18 protein-coding genes, 4 tRNA genes and 1 pseudogene are annotated in these 18,530 nt (G+C 66.9%); 14 read left to right on the top strand and 9 right to left on the bottom strand.

The window, feature by feature from the left end:
• Positions 1–167: 167 nt before the first annotated feature.
• Positions 168–243, bottom strand: a tRNA-Val gene (locus tag J2Y69_RS15930).
• A gap of 194 nt (positions 244–437) precedes the next feature.
• On the opposite strand from J2Y69_RS15930, the gene J2Y69_RS15925 reads away from it, so the two are divergent.
• From J2Y69_RS15925 to J2Y69_RS15915, 3 genes are all read left to right on the top strand, one after another.
• Positions 438–510 (top strand) — tRNA-Gly (locus tag J2Y69_RS15925).
• Positions 511–564: 54 nt separating this feature from the next.
• Positions 565–635, top strand: a tRNA-Cys gene (locus J2Y69_RS15920).
• Between the two features lie 27 nt (positions 636–662).
• Positions 663–734, top strand: a tRNA-Val gene (locus tag J2Y69_RS15915).
• 155 nt (positions 735–889) lie between these two features.
• On the opposite strand, the gene J2Y69_RS15910 is transcribed toward J2Y69_RS15915, so the two are convergent.
• The 5 genes from J2Y69_RS15910 to J2Y69_RS15890 form a co-directional block, all read right to left on the bottom strand.
• Entirely contained in the window at positions 890–1,330 is a 441-nt protein-coding gene (locus J2Y69_RS15910; protein WP_310022554.1) for a hypothetical protein, read from the bottom strand.
• A gap of 80 nt (positions 1,331–1,410) precedes the next feature.
• Positions 1,411–1,536, bottom strand: coding sequence for a hypothetical protein (locus J2Y69_RS15905; RefSeq protein WP_310022552.1), 126 nt, complete (start codon positions 1,534–1,536; stop codon positions 1,411–1,413).
• Between the two features lie 381 nt (positions 1,537–1,917).
• Positions 1,918–3,051, bottom strand: a complete 1,134-nt coding sequence (locus J2Y69_RS15900; RefSeq protein ID WP_310022550.1) for a BsuBI/PstI family type II restriction endonuclease — start codon at positions 3,049–3,051, stop codon at positions 1,918–1,920.
• A 9-nt stretch (positions 3,052–3,060) separates the two neighbouring features.
• Complete coding sequence (locus tag J2Y69_RS15895; protein ID WP_310022549.1) at positions 3,061–4,734, bottom strand: DNA methyltransferase family protein; 1,674 nt, start codon at positions 4,732–4,734, stop codon at positions 3,061–3,063.
• A 78-nt stretch (positions 4,735–4,812) separates the two neighbouring features.
• On the bottom strand, positions 4,813–5,265 hold the full coding sequence (locus tag J2Y69_RS15890; protein ID WP_310022547.1) for a hypothetical protein: 453 nt from the start codon (positions 5,263–5,265) through the stop codon (positions 4,813–4,815).
• Positions 5,266–5,481: 216 nt separating this feature from the next.
• Here J2Y69_RS15890 and J2Y69_RS15885 point away from each other — a divergent pair.
• Positions 5,482–5,655 (top strand): annotated as a pseudogene (locus J2Y69_RS15885) (IS5/IS1182 family transposase); the annotation flags it as partial.
• An 11-nt stretch (positions 5,656–5,666) separates the two neighbouring features.
• On the opposite strand, the gene J2Y69_RS15880 reads toward J2Y69_RS15885, so the two are convergent.
• Complete coding sequence (locus J2Y69_RS15880; protein ID WP_310022567.1) at positions 5,667–5,924, bottom strand: hypothetical protein; 258 nt, start codon at positions 5,922–5,924, stop codon at positions 5,667–5,669.
• A gap of 764 nt (positions 5,925–6,688) precedes the next feature.
• Here J2Y69_RS15880 and J2Y69_RS15875 point away from each other — a divergent pair.
• The 4 genes from J2Y69_RS15875 to J2Y69_RS15860 all read left to right on the top strand — a co-directional run bounded on the left by J2Y69_RS15875 (position 6,689) and on the right by J2Y69_RS15860 (position 10,636).
• The gene (locus J2Y69_RS15875; protein ID WP_310022545.1) at positions 6,689–7,333 is read left to right on the top strand and encodes a hypothetical protein; all 645 of its coding nucleotides are present in this window, start codon (positions 6,689–6,691) and stop codon (positions 7,331–7,333) included.
• A 473-nt stretch (positions 7,334–7,806) separates the two neighbouring features.
• The gene (locus J2Y69_RS15870) at positions 7,807–9,285 is read left to right on the top strand and encodes a hypothetical protein (RefSeq protein ID WP_310022543.1); all 1,479 of its coding nucleotides are present in this window, start codon (positions 7,807–7,809) and stop codon (positions 9,283–9,285) included.
• 82 nt (positions 9,286–9,367) lie between these two features.
• Positions 9,368–9,982 carry a ribonuclease H family protein gene (locus J2Y69_RS15865; protein ID WP_310022541.1) on the top strand — a complete coding sequence of 205 codons (615 nt, stop codon included), beginning with the start codon at positions 9,368–9,370 and terminating at the stop codon, positions 9,980–9,982.
• Between the two features lie 69 nt (positions 9,983–10,051).
• Positions 10,052–10,636, top strand: a complete 585-nt coding sequence (locus J2Y69_RS15860; RefSeq protein WP_310022539.1) for a YdcF family protein — start codon at positions 10,052–10,054, stop codon at positions 10,634–10,636.
• Between the two features lie 54 nt (positions 10,637–10,690).
• Here the strand turns inward: J2Y69_RS15860 and J2Y69_RS15855 are convergent, their stop codons facing one another.
• Positions 10,691–11,944, bottom strand: coding sequence for a low temperature requirement protein A (locus J2Y69_RS15855; RefSeq protein ID WP_310022537.1), 1,254 nt, complete (start codon positions 11,942–11,944; stop codon positions 10,691–10,693).
• A gap of 107 nt (positions 11,945–12,051) precedes the next feature.
• Here J2Y69_RS15855 and thrS point away from each other — a divergent pair, with 107 nt between their 5' ends.
• Entirely contained in the window at positions 12,052–13,977 is a 1,926-nt protein-coding gene (gene thrS / locus J2Y69_RS15850; RefSeq protein WP_310022565.1) for a threonine--tRNA ligase, read from the top strand.
• Complete coding sequence (locus tag J2Y69_RS15845; RefSeq protein WP_310022535.1) at positions 13,974–14,543, top strand: HIT family protein; 570 nt, start codon at positions 13,974–13,976, stop codon at positions 14,541–14,543. The genes thrS and J2Y69_RS15845 overlap by 4 nt, the downstream gene beginning before the upstream one ends.
• A gap of 45 nt (positions 14,544–14,588) precedes the next feature.
• Here J2Y69_RS15845 and pdxY read toward each other — a convergent pair whose 3' ends face one another.
• Positions 14,589–15,440, bottom strand: a complete 852-nt coding sequence (pdxY, locus tag J2Y69_RS15840; RefSeq protein WP_310022533.1) for a pyridoxal kinase PdxY — start codon at positions 15,438–15,440, stop codon at positions 14,589–14,591.
• Positions 15,441–15,538: 98 nt separating this feature from the next.
• Between pdxY and pdxS the strand changes: the two genes are divergently transcribed.
• From pdxS to J2Y69_RS15820, 4 genes are read left to right on the top strand one after another with little or no spacing between them, the layout of a single operon-like run.
• Positions 15,539–16,429, top strand: coding sequence for a pyridoxal 5'-phosphate synthase lyase subunit PdxS (pdxS, locus tag J2Y69_RS15835; protein ID WP_310022531.1), 891 nt, complete (start codon positions 15,539–15,541; stop codon positions 16,427–16,429).
• 4 nt (positions 16,430–16,433) lie between these two features.
• Positions 16,434–17,039, top strand: a complete 606-nt coding sequence (gene pdxT / locus J2Y69_RS15830; protein ID WP_310022529.1) for a pyridoxal 5'-phosphate synthase glutaminase subunit PdxT — start codon at positions 16,434–16,436, stop codon at positions 17,037–17,039.
• 49 nt (positions 17,040–17,088) lie between these two features.
• Positions 17,089–17,847: a YebC/PmpR family DNA-binding transcriptional regulator gene (locus tag J2Y69_RS15825; protein WP_310022527.1), complete on the top strand. Its 759-nt coding sequence runs from the start codon at positions 17,089–17,091 to the stop codon at positions 17,845–17,847.
• A gap of 21 nt (positions 17,848–17,868) precedes the next feature.
• Complete coding sequence (locus J2Y69_RS15820; RefSeq protein WP_310022525.1) at positions 17,869–18,480, top strand: GrpB family protein; 612 nt, start codon at positions 17,869–17,871, stop codon at positions 18,478–18,480.
• The last annotated feature ends 50 nt before the right edge of the window (positions 18,481–18,530 follow it).

Here is an 18,530-nt window from a genome sequence, read left to right as displayed (position 1 = left end):
GCATATCCGCCGACGAAGGCCTCTGGGCACGGTCAGGGCACGTCCACTGACGCCGCCACGCCCGAACCCATCCACTCTTTCTGGCCTATAACCCGGACTCCGCTGAAGTGCAGACAATCACGGGGAACCAGAAAGCCCGCGAGATTCCGCGGGCTTTCTGGTGCTGGTGGTGGGCGATGCCGGACTCGAACCGACGACCTCTTCCGTGTGAAGGAAGCGCGCTACCAACTGCGCCAATCGCCCCTGAAGGGTTTTCGTGCCCGGGGGCACCGATAGCAAGCATACCCGATCCGCCGTCTCGCCCTGACATCCGTCGGAGCCCCGGGCGAGCCGTGGGGGAGGGGCGTGGCGGACACGCCCGAGGACGGCGACCGGTTTGGCGAAGCCGGGATCCTCGGCTAATGTAATTCAAGTGCCCGGGACACCGGGAACGAAATGCGGATGTAGCGCAGTTGGTAGCGCATCACCTTGCCAAGGTGAGGGTCGCGAGTTCGAGTCTCGTCATCCGCTCGAGTGCAGAGGTCTCTTCGGAGGCTTCGGCATGTGGGTTCGAATCCACCTCACGGTGGCGTGGCCGAGCGGCTAGGCACCGGCCTGCAAAGCCGTTTACACGGGTTCGAATCCCGTCGCCACCTCTCAGGACAACTGAACAGCCCCTTCGGGCGCGATTGGCGCAGCGGTAGCGCGCTTCCCTGACACGGAAGAGGTCACTGGTTCGATCCCAGTATCGCGCACAGAGAAATGCCCCGGATTTCCGGGGCATTTCTGGTTATTGGGGGAGCGCGGGAGGCGTGACTTCGCGTATCTTTCGCGTATCCGAGGGTTATCGGCCAAAACGTGTGGATGGTTCGGGTGTGTCATCGGTTGCGGAGAGCCATCCGGTGCGGTGTCAGAGGCCTGCTTCGGGGTTGAGGCCGGTGTCGTAGAGGGTGGGCTCGTCGGTCTCGTTGAACGCGGGGGCGGGTGTGGGCTTTGCTGCGTGGTGGTGCGCGTGGTCGATGGGGATCTCGTGGAGCAGGAGGAACCATTCGATGGCGCGGCGGCGGTGTTCGATCGGCATGCCGCGGTGGTTTCGGAGCAGATCTCGGATCTGGCTGTTCAGGCCTTCCAAGCGTGATGTTGTTCTCGGGTTCTCGTGGTGCAGGTTCGTGAAGACGTGTCCGGTTTCGGCGGCGCGGTGCAGGACGCCCCAGGCTTTGCGGAGCCGGTCGTGGGTGAAGCCCCATTGTCCGTTCGGATACATGGTCCGCTGGCGGGTGAGGTGTCCGTGTGTCTGCCACCAGGCTTCGAGGGTGAGTCGCCAGGTGATGGCGTCATCGATCGTTGTCACGGTGCTCAGAGCGAGGGCGACCTGTCGGAGGTCTTTGCCGGCCCGTGTGCGCGGGTTCCGTGTGAGCTCGCGGGTGACGTTCAGTTGCAGGTGGAAGATGCGCGTCCGAACTTGAGGATCGTGTCGACGGCATCGACGTCTTCGTCGAGGGAGTTCTCGACGAATCCAACGCCGGCCTGCGCGGCGAGGGAACGGAGGTAGGACACCCCATACCGTCCCCGGCGCCCGTTATCGGTGAAGCGAGGGTTCGCGGACGTGAGTAGACGCGATGGGGGGAAGTACCTTCATCGCCGTGGTCGCCGTTGCCCCCGCAGTCATCGGCACCACGCTATCGTGCGACGACCGTCGCCGATGTCACCAAATCGGTAGCGAGTCGCGCAAGATCTTGCGCAGCTGGACCCTATAGACAGCAGAACCCTATAGAGAGCGGTTCTTCGCAACTTCGAAAGCCGCTCCTGGAGAAAACCGCCGATGAGATCGCTAGCGGCACGGGGACCTGATCCGAAGCCAGTGGTCGGATGCCTACCCGAGGCCAGGAGCTTGAGTGCGGCGTGCATCGGCGCGATGGTCAGCTGGCTGAGGCGCCGTCAACGCAGCGGCGTCACCGGCGCTAGCCGCGGCGGGGCGTCTGCGCCCCGTTCGATGGGTGCCCACGCGAGCTCCATGCCCGGCTCGTCGAGGAACCACGCGTAAGTGCCCTCGGCGAGGTCTTTCAGCCGTCGGCGGGCCGGCGCGGAGTTCCGCGATGAGAACGCGGTCAGGAACTGGCAGTGGTCGGGATTGATGCCTTGCGCGGTCGCCCATTCGAGCAGGTCGGCCTTGCGGGCGTCGGAGATTTCGCCGTCGGTCTGCACGGCTTCGATCATCCAGAACTCGACGGGGTTCACGCCGACGTCGACGAGGAGCGCATCGGGGAGCAGCTTCGAGATGTCGATGCTGATTCCGATCGACGCGAGTCGTTCGTTGTCGATCAGGTAGACCTTGTCGCCGGGCTCGGAGATGCTGAGCACCATCGGCGAAGATAGACGGGCGGGCGCCCATGCCTCGATGACGCCTTTGAGGATCTGCGAAGCTCCGCCGGCCTCCAGCTGTCGGTGCGTGCCGTTGGGGAGCACGACGTCGACCGCATCCTCGCTTCGCGCGAGGTCGCGGGCGCTCATCGCTTTCATCCGCCCGGCTGTTGACATGTTGGTCTGTACCCACGCCTCGATCGCCGAGGTAAGTGCATCCCCCTCGAGCGTGGGGTCGAACAGCGCGGCGAACGACCGGGTGAGGGTCCATCGCGGGCCGGGGAAGGACGTTGGCATGCCACCGCGGAAGAGGGTGGCTCCGTGCTCACGCCATTTCGGCCAGGTCTCGTCCCGCAGGGTCTCACGGGTGTTGTCGGCGTAGCGCTGCGCCATCGAGTACCCGCGGGTCGAAGCGAGCTTCGCCGTGGCCTTCTTGCCGACGAGCGCCGCCGTGTACCACGCATCGCGTTCCTGGATGCCGGTGTACTCGAGCTCGGTGTCGTTCAGCCACATGACCATACTTGGACGGATCCACCGCTGCCCGGATGCCTCGAGGTCGTCGTCCCATACGGCGCCGACGTAGATCATCGCGGTCACGCTCGCCGCCGCGAGCGGGCTGCTGAGCACTGAATCGAACGCCGCGCGCGGGAAGATCAGCTCAAGTCGTTTCACGGCCTCGTCGACGGGCACGATCGGGAGGTAGATGGTCACCTCGTCAGGCTAGCGGTAGGCCTCTTCGATGGCCGTGTCCAGCTCGGCCCTGTCGAGGTTCGCCCATGCGCGCACCGTCTCCGCATCCGGAAAGGGGAGAGCGTCGAGCTCGTACGCCGACACGGCCACGGAGCCGGAGATGCACCGGATGATGCGGTCCAGCGGCGCCGACGCGAGAACGTGCGCCAGCGTCGCGTGATCGATGAGCGGGTGCTCGGTCGTCGGGCGGAGGACGTTGATGTGGTTCTCAATGACGACACTCCCACCGTTGAGCTGGAGGGTCACCGCATCGAGATCGGCGACGATGAGCCGGCGGTCCTGCTCCGGCGCGGACGTGCGCTGCACGAGCACGGCAGGTTCGGTGAGCGTCATCACCTTCGGGTCGCTGGCTACGTTCAGTGCCAGGTAGCGCATCGAGTCGCGTGTTCGGGCGCGGGCGACCCGACCCGCGATCATGTCCGCGGCCCAGACGATCCGGGCACGGTTCTTCCCGGGACGCGCATGCAGATCGGCGACTCGCCGATTCCACACGAGCGGGCCGGTGGACGCGCGCCAGCCGAGGTCGCCGAGCCGAAGGGGAAGAGACGCCGACTTGGCGGCGGTCGCGGCGTCACGCGATTCACGTGGGATCAACCAAGGACCGTTGCCACGAGGGATGGGCACCTTGGCGACATCGCTGACGTGACCGTTGATGCGCGTCACCGCGGTGCGCTGCGAACGGCGCGGGCTGAACACGGCGAGGCACGTCTCCTGCAGCACACCTCCGAAGACGCCGTCCCTGCTGTGTACGAAGGAGAGCGCCTTCATCGGCATGCGCGTCGCGAGCTGTTCCCGAAGACGGAAGAAGTACAGGCCCGCCGTGAACGAGGTGGGCACGAGCGCGCCGACGGCGCCGTCCTTCGCCGTCTTGCCGATCGTCGACGCGATGAACAACCCGTACAGGTTCGCGTGCCCGTACAGGGTGTCGGCGAACTGAGCGCGCTGCTTATCGCTCAATCGCTGCCGGCCGTACGGGGGGTTCATGATCCATGAGTGCGCCGGCGGGAGGTCGGCGGCGATGCCGTCTCCGACGCGAACGAGCGCGGGGAGCGGGCGCCGACGATGCTCAGGGATCCGCGCCCAGGTCGGGAGCATCTCCGCAGCCAGCACGACGTTGGCGATGTATGCGGCCCAGGGGTCGTTGTCAATGCCTTCGATGAGGTTCGGCAGCGAGTTGAGCACGAGCGCAGGATCATCATCAGCGCTCGCCAGCAGGTGCTCGCGCAGCGGTGCGATGAGCAGGGCGCCGCTGCCGACGGCAGGGTCGCGGAGCAGACCGGGAAGCCTGTGTGGATCAATCCCGAACCCCATCGCCTTCCGGGTCATCGTCCACAGCTGCTCTGCGAGATCACGCGGCGTGTAGTGGCGCCCAAACTGTGCCCGCGATGCCGGATCGAGCGTCTCCACATATTCCGTTCCGAGGGACCAGGGGTCCACGGATGGGACGTCGGTGTCGAGCTGGGGGAGCGGTGCTGGCGGCACCGACGCGAGTGCCGTGCTCAGGTCCGCCGCGGCAGCGGATAGACCCGCCTGGGCGAGGCGTGAGCGCCACCACGGCGCGAGTCCGGCCACAGCACGGAGCTGTGGAGTGTCTGCCGTGCTCGGAGCGGCGAGGAGATCGCCGTGCACGACAGAGATGGTCATGTGCTTCAGGATAATCGGGGGTTCGGACGTTGCGCGCGTGCCTTGCCGGACATCCTCCATGTCCGCGTCGGCGGGGCTCTACTCGTGCGGGCATCGCACGATCATGTGCCGACTGCGGCAATCGTCGCAATCGCACAGCGGCCAGCCGAACTTCGTCCAGAACCCCATGGCATCGGGCGCTGAGCCGATGTAGATCTCTCGGTCGTGGTACTCCTCGGCGAGTTGCTCGATGATCGTTGTGCCGAGGTGTTCCCCGGTGCATCGGAGGTCCTCGCGGATCTCGAAGTTCCAGATCAGCATTGCCTGTCGCGACGTGGCAGGCGAATGACTGACGTACTGAAGGGAGAGGAGCGCTCGCGCCACTTCTTCGCCTCCGCGAACGTACGATCGCCACTGGTGTGCAGGCGGGCCGAAGTCGCCGTTCTCTAACCACCACTCGTGCGTGAATCGATCATCATCGACGAACTCCGGGCCCCAGCCGAATCGCCCGCGCACCATGGGCGGCTCGAGCCAGGCAACTTCACTCTTCACCAGACCAGTCTCGCAGGAGGCGGACAACCGGGAGGATTTTGTGGCGCCCACTTCGACGCGCGTGACCAGCTCATCGAACGTCTGACCCGATCTGACATCCATTCGGACAAGACAGCGGAAAGAGAGAGGTGTGGCGTTAGGCATGGAACGCAACATCGCGGGGGAGCCCGTCTGGCGCCTTCAGAGCTATTGGCATTGTGCTCAGCCTGCCATCACGGCTCACGCTGCGGCAGGCCCGTCAGCCTCGACGCCGGCGACTACCGGAACCGCAACGTGATCGAAACGTCGCTTCTGCCATGCCAAGCAATGGCGAGGCCTCGCCACCCGATACGACAAACACTCGATGTCTATCGCACCGCCGTCCTTATCCACGGCGTCATCGCTTGGGCGAGCGAATCCAGTCAGGCCTGGGCCGTCTCGTCCGATTTCAACTTCGCCATAGTCGCTGCGAAAGCTCCCGACCACCCGCTGGCGACTGCTGCGAACATCCCACTGGCCGCGGCCATCTGAACGCCAGACGCATCGGCGGCAGCGAACCCGAACCAAATAGCGGCAAAGCCCGTACTGACGATCGCGACGACGGTGGCGAGCTGCAGCGTCAGCCGCAACCGCCGAGAACCGCGAACGTCCATTTCACCTCTTCGAAGCGTCAACTCCATGATCTAACTGCACCACACACGTCGTGTCCACACATCCCCCTGGAGACGGACCCCGGCCACGGGTATACGAACCCACTGCAAAGACTGACGCGCTCTTTGCTAGACACGTCCTAGGTGGTCTATTCCCCTCATCTTTGGCCGGCCGTCGCAGTATCGCTGGTACTTGTGGTGCGTGTGCTCCTTCTCACCTGTGAGACCGAGAGCTATGGCGACTGCATCATGCCCAAGGCTCCACTCGACGAACTGGGCACCTTCATCACATTGCACCGTGACTTCCGCGGGCTCGCAAAGGCCGACCTTGCCGCCAGGCAAGCGCCCAGGGCCTTGAAGGCGAACCGCTGAGGCACCCGCAGCCGTGCCCACCTTTGATGGATCGGCATGTCGCGACGCAAGCCACTCCTGGTGTCATCCACGATATCGGTGTCTGTCCCCCAAACGGAGGACAGACACTCGCACTCAGCACCGGTAGACAAGTTGATGGCAAACATGCAGCCGAATCCAAGGTAGTGGGACGCGAAGGGCGCCCGTCCAGCATGACGCGGGTGGGGCTTACGGAAGCGGGCGGGGGCTGTGGCGACCTGCGGTGCGCGCAATCGGTGCGAACACACGCCAGTAGCGTCGGTATGTACTACGTCATATCGAATGTATCGAGATGGCTACGATTGGGTAATCGCTCAGAGCTAGTCTCGCCCATATGCAGAATAGCCACTAGGTGACGGTGCTGCTCAGCTCTGCATCGTGGTCATGTAAGGGGGAAAAGTGTGATGAAGGCTCGTGAGCTGGGGATTTCGACGCTGATTGTTGTGTCGCTCCTGTTGTCGGGGTGTGTGGCGACGGAAAGCCAGAGTAATGGCGGCAAGCTGGCGCCGTCATTGGAGGCACTGATTGACCGGGTGCTTAGCCGTGAAGACCTATCCGAGTGGGACCGCACTACACTGGGAAGGGCTGCGAATGCGGGGAGTATTTCTCAGGCTGATTATGAAGAGGGTATGAACCTCTTCGGGGCCTGCATGGAAAGCGTTGGATTCAAGTTTGCCGAGACCAAACTGCTGAACGGCGTAATCGAGTACCAGCCTGTGGATGGCGTTTCATTCGGGGATGATGTTGATGCTCAGGCAAAAGCTCAAGCTGATTGCTACGCCTCAACGAACGCAGCCACGCAGGAGATCTTCCGCATGCAACAGGCCAACCCGGACCTTCTTGCGGACTTCCCGCAAGCTGCAGTCAACTGCCTCAAGAAGGCAGGTGTAGTTGGCGACGATTTCACCAAGGAACAGTTTCAGGAGACTATCGGAATGAAGAAGAGGGCCGATGAAAGCGCGAAGCCGCTCTTCGACGTGATGTCCGCGAAAGCACATACCTGTCTGTATTCCCTCGGGTATTTGGTTCTTACTGAGACTGGGCAATAGGCTCGCCGGCCTACAGCACTGCATGAGCTCGCCCGGGACATCATGGGCGCCGACACGGTCGTTGTCCTCGACGTCTGTGTGCCGGTCCGGCTCGCGCCGACGCTGCGGCGGCTCGCCGGGATGCGAATGAACCAGCTGTTGCGGTTGGAGCGGATCCGAACGATTCGCGAACTGTCGCCACAGTTTGTCGTGGGTCCTACGAGGGTCGCAGCTTGATATTCCTCGGGGTCTACTGGCCGTTCCCGACCGTACCCGAAGTCCCAATCGTTGAAGTGCGATAAATTGGACTCGTAAACGAACACCCTCACTCTCAGGTGAGACTGGGGCGATGTCTGAAGTGCGTCGAAGGGGTCACAGGGGCTGTGCAGCAGAGACAGGACGCGCAGCGAGATCCTCAACGCGGGCGCTGGTCGTCCCTCCTCTCCGTAGTCCTGCCGACGGCACTGGCGTTGGCGCTCTCCACCTGGATGAGTGTGACGTCGCCCCTCTGGCGCGACGAGTTCGCGACTCGGCAATATGCCGCGTTGGGCATCAACGACCTCGTCGCCGCGACCTCGCATGTCGATGCCGTGATCGCCCCCTACTACGCGTTGGTTCATCTGTTCTCGGGCGTCACCGGTCTCGGGCCGGGCATGCGCATCTGGTCAGTTCTGGCCTTCGGCGGGGCCGTCGCGCTGTTGTCGATGCTCGCGCTGCGATGGTGGGGCCGTACGGCGGCGGTCGTGACGGGAACGATGCTCGCCCTCAACAGCGCGGTGCTCTCGCAGGCGGCGAACGCGCGGCCCTATGCGCTCGCGCTGTGCGCGATCGCCCTCGCGACGTTCCTCCTCGAGGCTGCCCTGCGCGAACAACCCGTGCCTGGTGGGACAGGGAAGCGGGTAGGCGCGTGGGTCGGCTATGCGCTTGCGGGCATCCTGGCCGTGCTCATGCAGCCGTTCGCCGCGACCGCCATCGTGGCGACGGTCGTGCTCATCCGTTCTCGGAAGACCCTGATCGCCTGGATCGCCGCGAGCGCGCCCTGGGCGGTGACGACGCTGCTCCTGCTGTGGAACGCCGGTTCGCAGGGAGGGCAGATCGAGTGGGTCGCCCCGGTCAGCATGGACACGGTGACCACGGCGATCGCGAAGGCTGCGGGGATGACGGGCCGGGGCTTTCCTCCAACGGCCGCGATGGTCGCGCTGATCGCGCTGCTGGCCGTGCTCGCGGTGACGGCGGCGGCATGCCGCCGGGCGACCCTGTTCGCCGCGGCGCTCGTCGTCATGCCCGTCGTGCTCCTCGTCTCCCTCTCGCTTGTCGTGCAGCCGGTGGTGAGCTGGCGGTATCTGCTCTGGATCTCCCTCGGCGTCGCATTGCTCACCGGCGCGATCGCCGGCGCGATCGCCGGCGCGATCGTCGGTCGGGTCGGGGGCTCCGATGCGGGGCGTTGGCGAGCCTCCGTGCGTCTCGGGGGGCGCCTCATCGCCGGGGTCCTCGCGATCGGCCTCGTCGCGGCGACGGGCTGGCACACGGTCGCCGGATTGAGCGCTCACCCGTCTCCGAGGGACGACTTCCCTGCGGCGGTCTCCCAGATCCAGAGCGATGCCCACGTGGGAGACCTGCTCATCGTGATGCAGCGCTACGGACAGGGCGGCGTGGCGATGGGCTTCGCGCTCTCGGCGGGCGACGACGCCTTCGTCCAGGAGATCGAGGCCGCCTCCGCAGAGGGCCCGCGGGAGCCTCTCGCCGTTCGCGTCGTCACGAGTGTGGATCCGCTCCGGACCGCGGTCTGGGACGCCGATCCCAGTGCCGCTGCCGCCGCGGACCGATCGCTCTGGATCGTGGGGGTCTCGTCCCCTCGGGGCGAGGACCCGTCCACGCTGCCGACGTCTATCGCCGCCTGCTTCGGCGAGGCGACCGACGCCACCAGGATCGAGATCCCCGCCACGCGCCTGTACCGCATCCCGTGCGGATGACGGACCGCTTGGGCGCGCGCCGGCGACGCCGGGGACCGGGGGATGTCGTGAGTCGTATTCCCCGGCTGCGCATACTGGAAGCATGAGCAGCGCAGAACCGGCACAGGGCCACGAGGCGACGGCATCGGATCGCTACACGGTCGCGACCGATGGCGCGTGCAAGGGGAACCCCGGCCCCGCGGGCTGGGCATGGGTCGGCGAGGACGGGCAGTGGGCCGCGGGCAGCGTCGTCGCCGGGACCAACAACGTCGGAGAGCTCGCCGCGCTGCTGCACGCCCTGCAGGACAACGCCTCCGTCCGGAACCTGACGGTGCTCGCGGACTCGATGTACGCCATCCAGACCTATGAGTCGTGGATGGAGGGCCATCGTCGGCGAGGGTGGCTCACGTCGGCCAAGAAGCCCGTGAAGAACCAGGAGCTCCTCGAAGCCCTCATCGCCGCCAAGGAGGCGCGTCGGAGCGCGGGCCTCCCCGCCGCCGTGCTCCAACATGTGAAGGGCCACTCGGGTCATCTGCTGAACTCCTGGGCCGACGAGCGGGCCGTCCGCGCATCCGGTCACGCGGCGGCCGGGCGCGAGCTCGTCTGGCAGTCCCGGCGCGGGCTCGACCCCATCGACGTCTCCGCGCGACCTCCCGCGTCGGGAGAGGATCGTCCCTCACGGCAACGGCCGAGGCCGGCGATGAAGGCCTCACGCTGAGACCCAACCCGCTCGCATAGGACCGTAAGCAAGGACGAATCAGCACGAGTCCGGTCTAGCGTTGAGAGCATGCGGCGGCTCATCCTCTTCGGGCCCTCCGGCCTATCCGCCCTCGTGGCCTTCCTCCTCTGGGGGGAGTGGGTCAGTGGGCGGGCCAGTCGGCGCGACGTTCCGGAGGGGGATGAGAGCACTCCTCGCGCCGTCATCGTCCTCGGGTACCGGAACCGGGGCGGCCGGGCCAACGCGGTCAACCGGTACCGGGTCCGGGCGGGCCTGCGGACCATGCGGACGCCCGGTGACGTGCTCATCCTCAGCGGCGGTCCCGTCGCCGCCGACGTCCCGGAGGCGACGCTCATGGCGGAGTATGCCGTCTCCCGCGGCTATACCGGGACGGTGCGCGTGGAGCGGGAGAGCCGCTCCACGGAGGAGAACATCCGCAATGTGATGCCCTTCCTCACCGATGAGGGGGCGATCGCGATCGTCTCCAACTCGCTCCACGCCGAGAGGGCGCGTCTTCTCCTCCGGGCGCTCCGCCCCGAGCTGGGTGCCCGCCTGATCCGCGCCGACGACCACCGTTTCGGCGAGATTCCGGTGATCAAGGCGGTCGCCGCGCTGCGCGGCCTCATCGACGTCCGTCGCCGGCGTCGGCTTTGAGCGGTCCCCGTCGGAAGGGACATCCGAAGACCGCCCCTCCGACGAGCCGACGAGTCAGGAGGCGATCGCCCGGGCGATCGCCTCATCCTGATGCCGGTGGCCGATGGTCTCATAGCCGACGATGACGACCACCGGGGACAGCACGACGACCACGATGCCCACCGCGAGGTCCGCTCCGGACGCCACCGTGACGACGGCCGCGACGAGGGCGAGGATCGCTCCGACGAACAGCCAGAGGTGCAGGCCGTCCAGCTGCCGCAGGAGCACGGCGTAGAGGATGAACAGGGCGGCGATGAAGATCCCCACCGGGATCGCCAGGGTGAGCATCGCGGCGGTGGGGTCGATCTTCGCCTCGCCCTGGATCACGAAGGAGGCGACGTGGAGCCCGGCTCCGGCGGCGGCGACCGATCCGAAGAGGACGATGTGCCCGTACCCCCATCCGAAGCCTCGTTCCCGATGGTGCGCGAGGACCTCGCCGGACGGCATGGTGAAGTAGAGCCACCACAGGGCGAAGGCGAGGGCCGTGCCGCCGAAGGCGACCGTCCCCGCCTCCCAGGTCCACCCCTGCTCCTCGACGACCGCGGAGATCGCGAGGATCGTGCCGAGGATGACCTCGCCGAGCGCGATGATGACCAGCAGGCTGTAGCGCTCCGCGACGTGATGCGCGTGCCAGGGCGTCCCGCCGTCGATGCGCTCTGCGATCACCGGCGGCAGCACCTCCAGGACCACGGCGAACAGCAGCAGGCCGACCATCACCGGCAGCGGCGGGTTGATGAAGATGAGGACGATCCAGTACACCTGGGCGACGGCGATGAGCTTCGCGTAAAGCAGGGCCGTCTTGCGGTATCTCGGGCTGTCGTGAGCGACGCGCAGCCAGAGCGCGAGCGTCGAGACACGCATGACGACGTACCCAGCGACCAGGACGACGTTGTCGATGTGGACGCCCTCGTCGATCGAATGGAAGAGGGCGGGCATGCCGAGCGCCATGATGAGGACGCCCATCATCTGGACCATGGTGGCGATGCGGAAGAAGATGTCGTCGTTGTCGAAGGCGGACGCGAGCCAGGTGAAGTTGATCCAGGCCCAGCAGATCGCGAACATCGCGAAGCAGAAGGAGCTGATCGCCGCCCCGTAGTGGCCGATCTCCAGCAGGTGCGCCATCTGGGTGCCTGCCTGGCTGAAGGCGACGACCAGGGTCAGGTCGTACAACAGCTCGAGCGGGCTGGCAGCGCGGTGCGGTTCCTGGGGATCGCGGCCGACCATGCGGCGCAACCGGTGCTCACGACCGGTCGGAGTGCTCGTACTCATGCGAGTAGCCTAGAGGCGACCTTGGATGGAGAGTGTCTGTGCCTGAGAACGCCCAGCCGATCGCCCGCGACGGCTTCGCCCTTTTCCCCGATCGTTCCGTCGTCGCCATGCGCGTGAACGGCGAGTTGAAGGACCTGGCGACGCCCCTGACGGACACGGACGAGGTGGAGGCCGTCACGTTCGACAGCCCGGAGGGTCTCAGCATCCTCCGCCACTCCGCGGCGCACGTCCTCGCTCAGGCCGTGCAGCGCATCAAGCCGCAGGCCAACCTCGGGATCGGCCCGCCGATCACCGACGGCTTCTACTACGACTTCGGCGTCGACACCCCGTTCACGCCGGAGGACGTCAAGGCGATCTCCAAGGAGATGCAGCGGATCGTCCGCGAGGGACAGCGTTTCGTTCGCCGCGTGGTCTCCGACGACGAGGCGCGCGCAGAGCTCGCCGGCGAGCCCTTCAAGCTGGAGCTGATCGGCCTCAAGGGCGGTAAGGAGGCCGCAGAAGGCGCATCGGTCGAGGTCGGCGAAGGCGAGCTGACGATCTACGACAACGTCTCCCGGGACGGCGAGGTCGTCTGGAAGGACCTCTGCCGTGGTCCGCATCTGCCGAACACCAGAATGATCGGCAACGGCTGGGACCTCACCCGGATCGCGGCCGCGTACTGGCGGGGGAGCGAGAAGAACCCGCAGCTCCAGCGCATCTATGGCACCGCCTGGCCGTCGAAGGACGAGCTGCGCGCCTATCAACAGCGCCTCGAGGAGGCGGCCAGGCGCGACCACCGACGCCTCGGCAAGGAGCTGGACCTGTTCTCGTTCCCCGACGAGATCGGATCGGGTCTGTCGGTCTGGCATCCGCGGGGCGGGATCATCCGTGGCGAGATGGAGCAGCACGCGCGTCGTCGCCACATCGATGCGGGATACACCTACGTCTACACCCCCCACATCTCGAAGGAGGACCTGTTCCTCCAGTCGAACCACCTCGTCACGTACCGGGAGGGCATGTTCCCGCCCATCCATATGGATGAGGAGCGCGACGAGGACGGCGCGATCACGAAGCAGGGCCAGGACTACTACCTGAAGCCCATGAACTGCCCGATGCACATCCTGATCTACAAGGAGCGTGCACGCAGCTACCGGGACCTCCCGCTCCGACTCGCGGAGAACGGCACCGTCTACCGGTACGAGCTTTCCGGTGCGCTCCACGGCCTCACCCGCGTGCGGGGGTTCACCCAGGACGACTCGCACCTCTTCGTCACGCCCGACCAGCTCGAGGCCGAGGTGTCGAAGGTGCTCGAGTTCATCATCTCGATGCTCCGCGACTTCGGGCTCGACGACTTCGAGCTCGAGCTGTCCATGCGCGACGACGAGAAGGAGAAGTGGATCGGCTCCGACGAGTTCTGGGACTACTCCACGGACGCCCTCCGGACGGTCGCGCTGGCCTCAGGGCTCAAGCTCACCGAGGTGCCGGGCGAGGCCGCCTTCTACGGGCCCAAGATCGACCTGAAGACCACCGATGCGATCGGGCGGGTCTGGCAGCTCTCGACGGTCCAGGTGGATCCGAACCTGCCCGAGCGCTTCGGCCTGGAGTTCACGGACAAGGACGGCCAGAAGAAGCGTCCGATCATGATCCACCGCGCCCTCTTCGGATCGATCGAGCGCTTCTTCGCGATCCTCCTGGAGCACTACGCGGGCGACTTCCCGCTGTGGCTGTCCCCGGTGCAGGTGGTGGGCGTGCCCGTCGCCGAGCAGTATGCCGACTATCTCGACGAGGCCGTCGCGACGCTTCGTGCCGCGGGCATCCGCGCCGAGGTCGACCACTCCGATGACCGGATGCAGAAGAAGATCCGCAACCACACCACCGGCAAGGTCCCGCTGATCCTCATTGCGGGGGAGCAGGACCGCGCAGCCGGCACCGTCTCCTTCCGGTTCCGCGACGGCTCGCAGGAGAACGGCGTCCCGCTCGCTGAAGCGGTGGAGCGCGTCCGGCGGGCGGTGGAGGCCCACGCCCTGGTGCACACCGCCGAGGACCTGGCATGACGGCGAGGGAGCCCGACGTCACGAGCGAAGGCGACGGTTCCCTGGAGGATGCCGGGCTGTTCGCCGGCGTCCCTGACGAGTTCCAGCGACTCTGGACACCGCACCGCATGGCCTACATCCAGGCCGGTCCCGAGCCGCTCCGCGAGGAGTGCCCGTTCTGCGAGGCGCCGAAGCACGACGACGCGGATCGGCTGATCGTCGCCCGCGGCGAGACCGCCTACGTGCTCCTGAACCTCTTCCCCTACAACTCCGGACATCTGCTCGTGTGCCCGTACCGGCACATCCCGACCTACGATCAGGCGACCCCCGAGGAGGTCGCTGAGATCGGCGCGCTCACCCAGACCGCGATGCGGGTGCTGGGGGAGGTGTCGCGGTGCGACGGCTTCAACATCGGCATGAACCAGGGCGCGGTGGCAGGCGCCGGCGTTGATGCGCATCTGCATCAGCACGTGGTGCCGCGCTGGCGATCCGACGCGAACTTCTTCCCGATCATCGCCAAGACGAAGGCCCTGCCGCAGCTGCTGGGCGAGGTGCGCGAGGCGCTCGCCCGGGCCTGGCCGCGCTGAGCACGCGTCGCCGAGATCGCGCGGCCGAGGCGTCGGGCGGTCGAGTCAGCGGACCCGGTGCGCGGTGAACTGGAGCTGCGGGTTGGCGTAGAACTCCTGGGCGGAGACGAGCTGAAGCTCGCGGTCGCCGGACTCGTGCGTGCGCTGCAGGAGATCGAAGACGCTCGACACGGTGAGCTCCAGGGCGCTCTTCGCATCCCGGGTGCTCACGTAGTGCGCTGAGAACAGCGCCGCGGTGACGTCGCCGGATCCGTTCGCCTTCATCGGCAGATGCGGGGTGGCGACGAGCCATGCGCCCTCGTCGTCCACGGCGAGCATCTCGATCGTGCCCTCGGCCCGATCCGGACGTTCGACACTCGTCACGAGGACCGTGGAGGGACCCATCGCACGGGCCGCATCGACCGAGGCGAGCGTGCTCTCAAGCGTGTCCGGCGAGGTGCCGGTGAGGTATCCGAGCTCGAACTGGTTCGGGGTGATGATGTCCGCCACGGGCACGACGCGATCCCGGAGGAGCTCGGGGATGGCGGGCGCGACGAAGCAACCGGACTTGGCGTTGCCCATCACGGGGTCGCACGCATACATCGCGTCGGGATTGGCCGCCTTGACGCGCGCGACCGCGTCGATGATGACCTCGGCGATCCCCTCGCCGCCCTGGTAGCCCGAGAGCACGGCGTCGATCTGGCCGAAGACCCCGCGCTCCTCGATGCCGGTGATGACCTCGCGCACGTCCTCGGGGGAGATCATCGGACCGCGCCAGGCGCCGTAGCCCGTGTGGTTGGAGAAGTTGACGGTGTGCACGGGAAGCACGTCGACACCGATGCGCTGCAGGGGGAAAACCGCCGCGGAGTTCCCGACGTGGCCGTAGGCGACCGCGGACTGGATCGAGAGGATCTTCATCCCTCGATCCTCGCATCCCGCAGCGGGAACTCGCGTGCTCGCGACGGAATGTCTGCGAGCTTGTCGGTCTTCGGCTCAGACAGCGTATGCTTTGACCTATGACAAACACCGAAGTGGGAACGGCCCAGGTCAAGCGCGGGCTCGCGGAGATGCTCAAGGGCGGCGTCATCATGGACGTCGTCACCGCCGACCAGGCGAAGATCGCCGAGGACGCGGGCGCCGTCGCGGTGATGGCGCTGGAGCGCGTGCCGGCGGACATCCGGGCGCAGGGCGGCGTCGCGCGCATGAGCGACCCCGACCTCATCGACGCGATCATCGACACGGTCTCGATCCCGGTGATGGCCAAGGCGCGCATCGGCCACTTCGTCGAGGCGCAGGTGCTGCAGGAGCTCGGCGTCGACTACATCGACGAGTCCGAGGTGCTCTCACCCGCCGACTACGTGAACCACATCGACAAGGCGGGGTTCACGGTGCCCTTCGTCTGCGGCGCCACGAACCTCGGCGAGGCCCTGCGCCGAATCACCGAGGGTGCGGCGATGATCCGTTCGAAGGGCGAGGCCGGGACCGGTGACGTGTCCGAGGCGATGAAGCACATCCGGACGATCCGCGGCGAGATCGCGCGCCTGACGTCGCTCTCGCGGGACGAGCTGTTCGTCGCCGCGAAGGAGCTGCAGGCGCCGTACGAGCTCGTCGCGGAGGTGGCGGCGAGCGGGCGGCTGCCCGTGGTGATGTTCGTGGCCGGCGGGGTCGCGACCCCGGCCGACGCGGCGATGATGATGCAGCTCGGCGCCGACGGCGTGTTCGTCGGCTCCGGCATCTTCAAGTCCGGCGATCCTGTTGCCCGCGCGGCCGCGATCGTGAAGGCGACGACCTTCCACGACGACCCCGCGGTCATCGCCGAGGCCTCGCGCGGGCTCGGCGAGGCGATGGTCGGCATCAACGTCGCAGACCTGCCCGCCCCGCACCGGCTGGCCGATCGCGGATGGTGATCCGGTGAGCACGCCGCGCGTCGGCGTGCTCGCGCTGCAGGGCGATGTCCGGGAGCACGCGGCCATGCTGCGCGCTCTCGGCGTCGAGGTCTCCTCGGTGCGGCGGGCGGAGGACCTCGCCGGGATCGATGGGCTCGTGATCCCTGGCGGGGAGTCGAGCGTGATCGACAAGCTCTCGCGGCTCTTCGGCGTCGCGGAGCCGATCCGTTCCGCGATCGCCGACGGGCTGCCCGTGCTCGGCACGTGCGCGGGCCTCATCATGCTCGCCGACACGGTGCACGACGCGATCGACGGGCAGGAGTCCTTCGGCGGCCTGGACGTCACGGTCCGGCGCAACGCGTTCGGGCGACAGGCGGAGTCGTTCGACGCCGAGCTCTCCGCGCCGGCCTTCGGGTCGGAACCGCTGCGGGTCACGTTCATCCGCGGCCCCGTGATCACGGACGTCGGCACGACCACACCTCTCGTGACGCTTCCGGACGGGCGGGTCGTCGCCGTCGAGCGGGGCGCGCTGATCGGCGTCAGCTTCCACCCCGAGATCACGGGGGAGAGCCGCGTGCACGAACGGTTCCTCGCCCACGTCCGCTCTCGCGCCGCGCACACCGTTCGTTAGAATGGAAGACGCCCTCTTCTCGACGAGGGTTCGATACGAGCGGAGACATATGTCCGGACACTCCAAGTGGGCGACGACGAAGCACAAGAAGGCGGTCATCGACTCGCGTCGTGCGAAGGCGTGGGCCAAGCTCATCAAGAACATCGAAGTGGCGGCGAAGATCGGCGGCCCCGACCTTGCCGGCAACCCGACGCTCTTCGACGCCGTGCAGAAGGCGAAGAAGACCTCCGTCCCGAAGGACAACATCGACCGCGCGGTCAAGCGCGGGGCTGGCATCGGCGGCGAGGCGGTCGAGTACACCTCGATCACCTACGAGGGCTACGGTCCCAACGGCGTCGCGCTCATGATCGAGTGCCTGACCGACAACAAGAACCGTGCGGCCGCCGAGGTGCGCACGGCCCTCAGCCGCAACGGCGGGAGCCTCGCCGATCCCGGCAGTGTCGCGTACAACTTCACCCGTAAGGGCGTCATCGTCGTCTCCAACGAGGGCACCAGCGAGGACGACGTCATGCTGGCCGTCCTCGAGGCTGGCGCCGAAGAGGTCGAGCCGCACGCCCAGGGCTACGAGATCGTCACCGAGGCCTCCGACCTCGTGACCGTTCGCTCCGCGCTCCAGGACGCCGGCATCGACTACGAGTCGGCCGATGTCGAGTTCGTGCCCAACCTCAAGGTCGAGGTCGACGCCGACACCGCCCGCAAGGTGTTCCGTCTCATCGACGCGCTCGAGGACAGCGACGACGTGCAGAACGTCTTCAGCAACTTCGATCTCAGCGCCGAGGTCCTGGCCGAGCTCGAGAACGACGACTGACAGGTCGGGGAGCACACAGACATGGCGTCAGCCCGGATCGTCCCGTACGACCCGGGCTGGCCTGTTCTGGCGGACGAGTGGCTGAGCCGGATCGAGACGGCGCTGAGCGGCGTCCCCGGCGCGGGCTCGTTCGTCTACGAGCACATCGGCTCCACCGCGGTCCCCGGTCTCGCGGCGAAGCCCATCATCGATCTCCAGCTGAGAGCGCCGACGCTTCCGGAAGTCGTTCCCGTCACCGTCGCCCTTGACGGGCTGGGACTCTCCCGCGCTCTCGGATCGAGACCGGACTCGCCCGGCGTGCACGCCGACATCCCCCGTCCCGGGACGAGCGCCGCGCGCCACGAGAAGCTCCTCTTCCACCGGCCAGCGGGCCCGGGCCCAACCTCAGGGGAGAGTGAGGTGATCCTCCACGTCCGGCTCGCGGACTCGCCCTTCGCCGACTTCGTGGTCGCCTTCCGCGACTGGCTCCGGCGTGACGAGGAGGCCCGCCGAGAGTACGAGGCGTTGAAGCGGGCACTCGCCGCCGAGCACGCGGACGCTGCCGACTACGACGACTACACCCGGGCGAAGAGCCGGTTCATGGATGCCGCGCAGGGCCGGATGGGGTGGCGGACGCCTCGGGGCGATCGATGAGCCCGCGGCGCTCCTTCGCGCCGCACGGGCGGTGGATGCGTAGCCTGAAG

This window comes from Microbacterium resistens, from assembly GCF_031456305.1.
GTDB classification, from domain to species: Bacteria; Actinomycetota; Actinomycetes; order Actinomycetales; family Microbacteriaceae; genus Microbacterium; species Microbacterium resistens_A.
This window is presented reverse-complemented; position numbering and strand designations above follow the sequence as displayed.

Excerpts from the sequence above, each read along its gene's own strand:
- J2Y69_RS15880 (WP_310022567.1), bottom strand. The coding sequence starts at position 5,924 with ATGGAGTTGACGCTTCGAAGAGGTGAAATGGACGTTCGCGGTTCTCGG.
- J2Y69_RS15820 (WP_310022525.1), top strand. The coding sequence starts at position 17,869 with ATGGCGTCAGCCCGGATCGTCCCGTACGACCCGGGCTGGCCTGTTCTG.
- thrS (WP_310022565.1), top strand. The coding sequence starts at position 12,052 with ATGCGCGTGAACGGCGAGTTGAAGGACCTGGCGACGCCCCTGACGGAC.
- pdxS (WP_310022531.1), top strand. The coding sequence starts at position 15,539 with ATGACAAACACCGAAGTGGGAACGGCCCAGGTCAAGCGCGGGCTCGCG.
- J2Y69_RS15875 (WP_310022545.1), top strand. The coding sequence starts at position 6,689 with ATGAAGGCTCGTGAGCTGGGGATTTCGACGCTGATTGTTGTGTCGCTC.
- J2Y69_RS15845 (WP_310022535.1), top strand. The coding sequence starts at position 13,974 with ATGACGGCGAGGGAGCCCGACGTCACGAGCGAAGGCGACGGTTCCCTG.
- J2Y69_RS15855 (WP_310022537.1), bottom strand. The coding sequence starts at position 11,944 with ATGAGTACGAGCACTCCGACCGGTCGTGAGCACCGGTTGCGCCGCATG.
- J2Y69_RS15895 (WP_310022549.1), bottom strand. The coding sequence starts at position 4,734 with ATGACCATCTCTGTCGTGCACGGCGATCTCCTCGCCGCTCCGAGCACG.
- J2Y69_RS15825 (WP_310022527.1), top strand. The coding sequence starts at position 17,089 with ATGTCCGGACACTCCAAGTGGGCGACGACGAAGCACAAGAAGGCGGTC.
- pdxY (WP_310022533.1), bottom strand. The coding sequence starts at position 15,440 with ATGAAGATCCTCTCGATCCAGTCCGCGGTCGCCTACGGCCACGTCGGG.
- J2Y69_RS15865 (WP_310022541.1), top strand. The coding sequence starts at position 9,368 with ATGAGCAGCGCAGAACCGGCACAGGGCCACGAGGCGACGGCATCGGAT.
- J2Y69_RS15860 (WP_310022539.1), top strand. The coding sequence starts at position 10,052 with ATGCGGCGGCTCATCCTCTTCGGGCCCTCCGGCCTATCCGCCCTCGTG.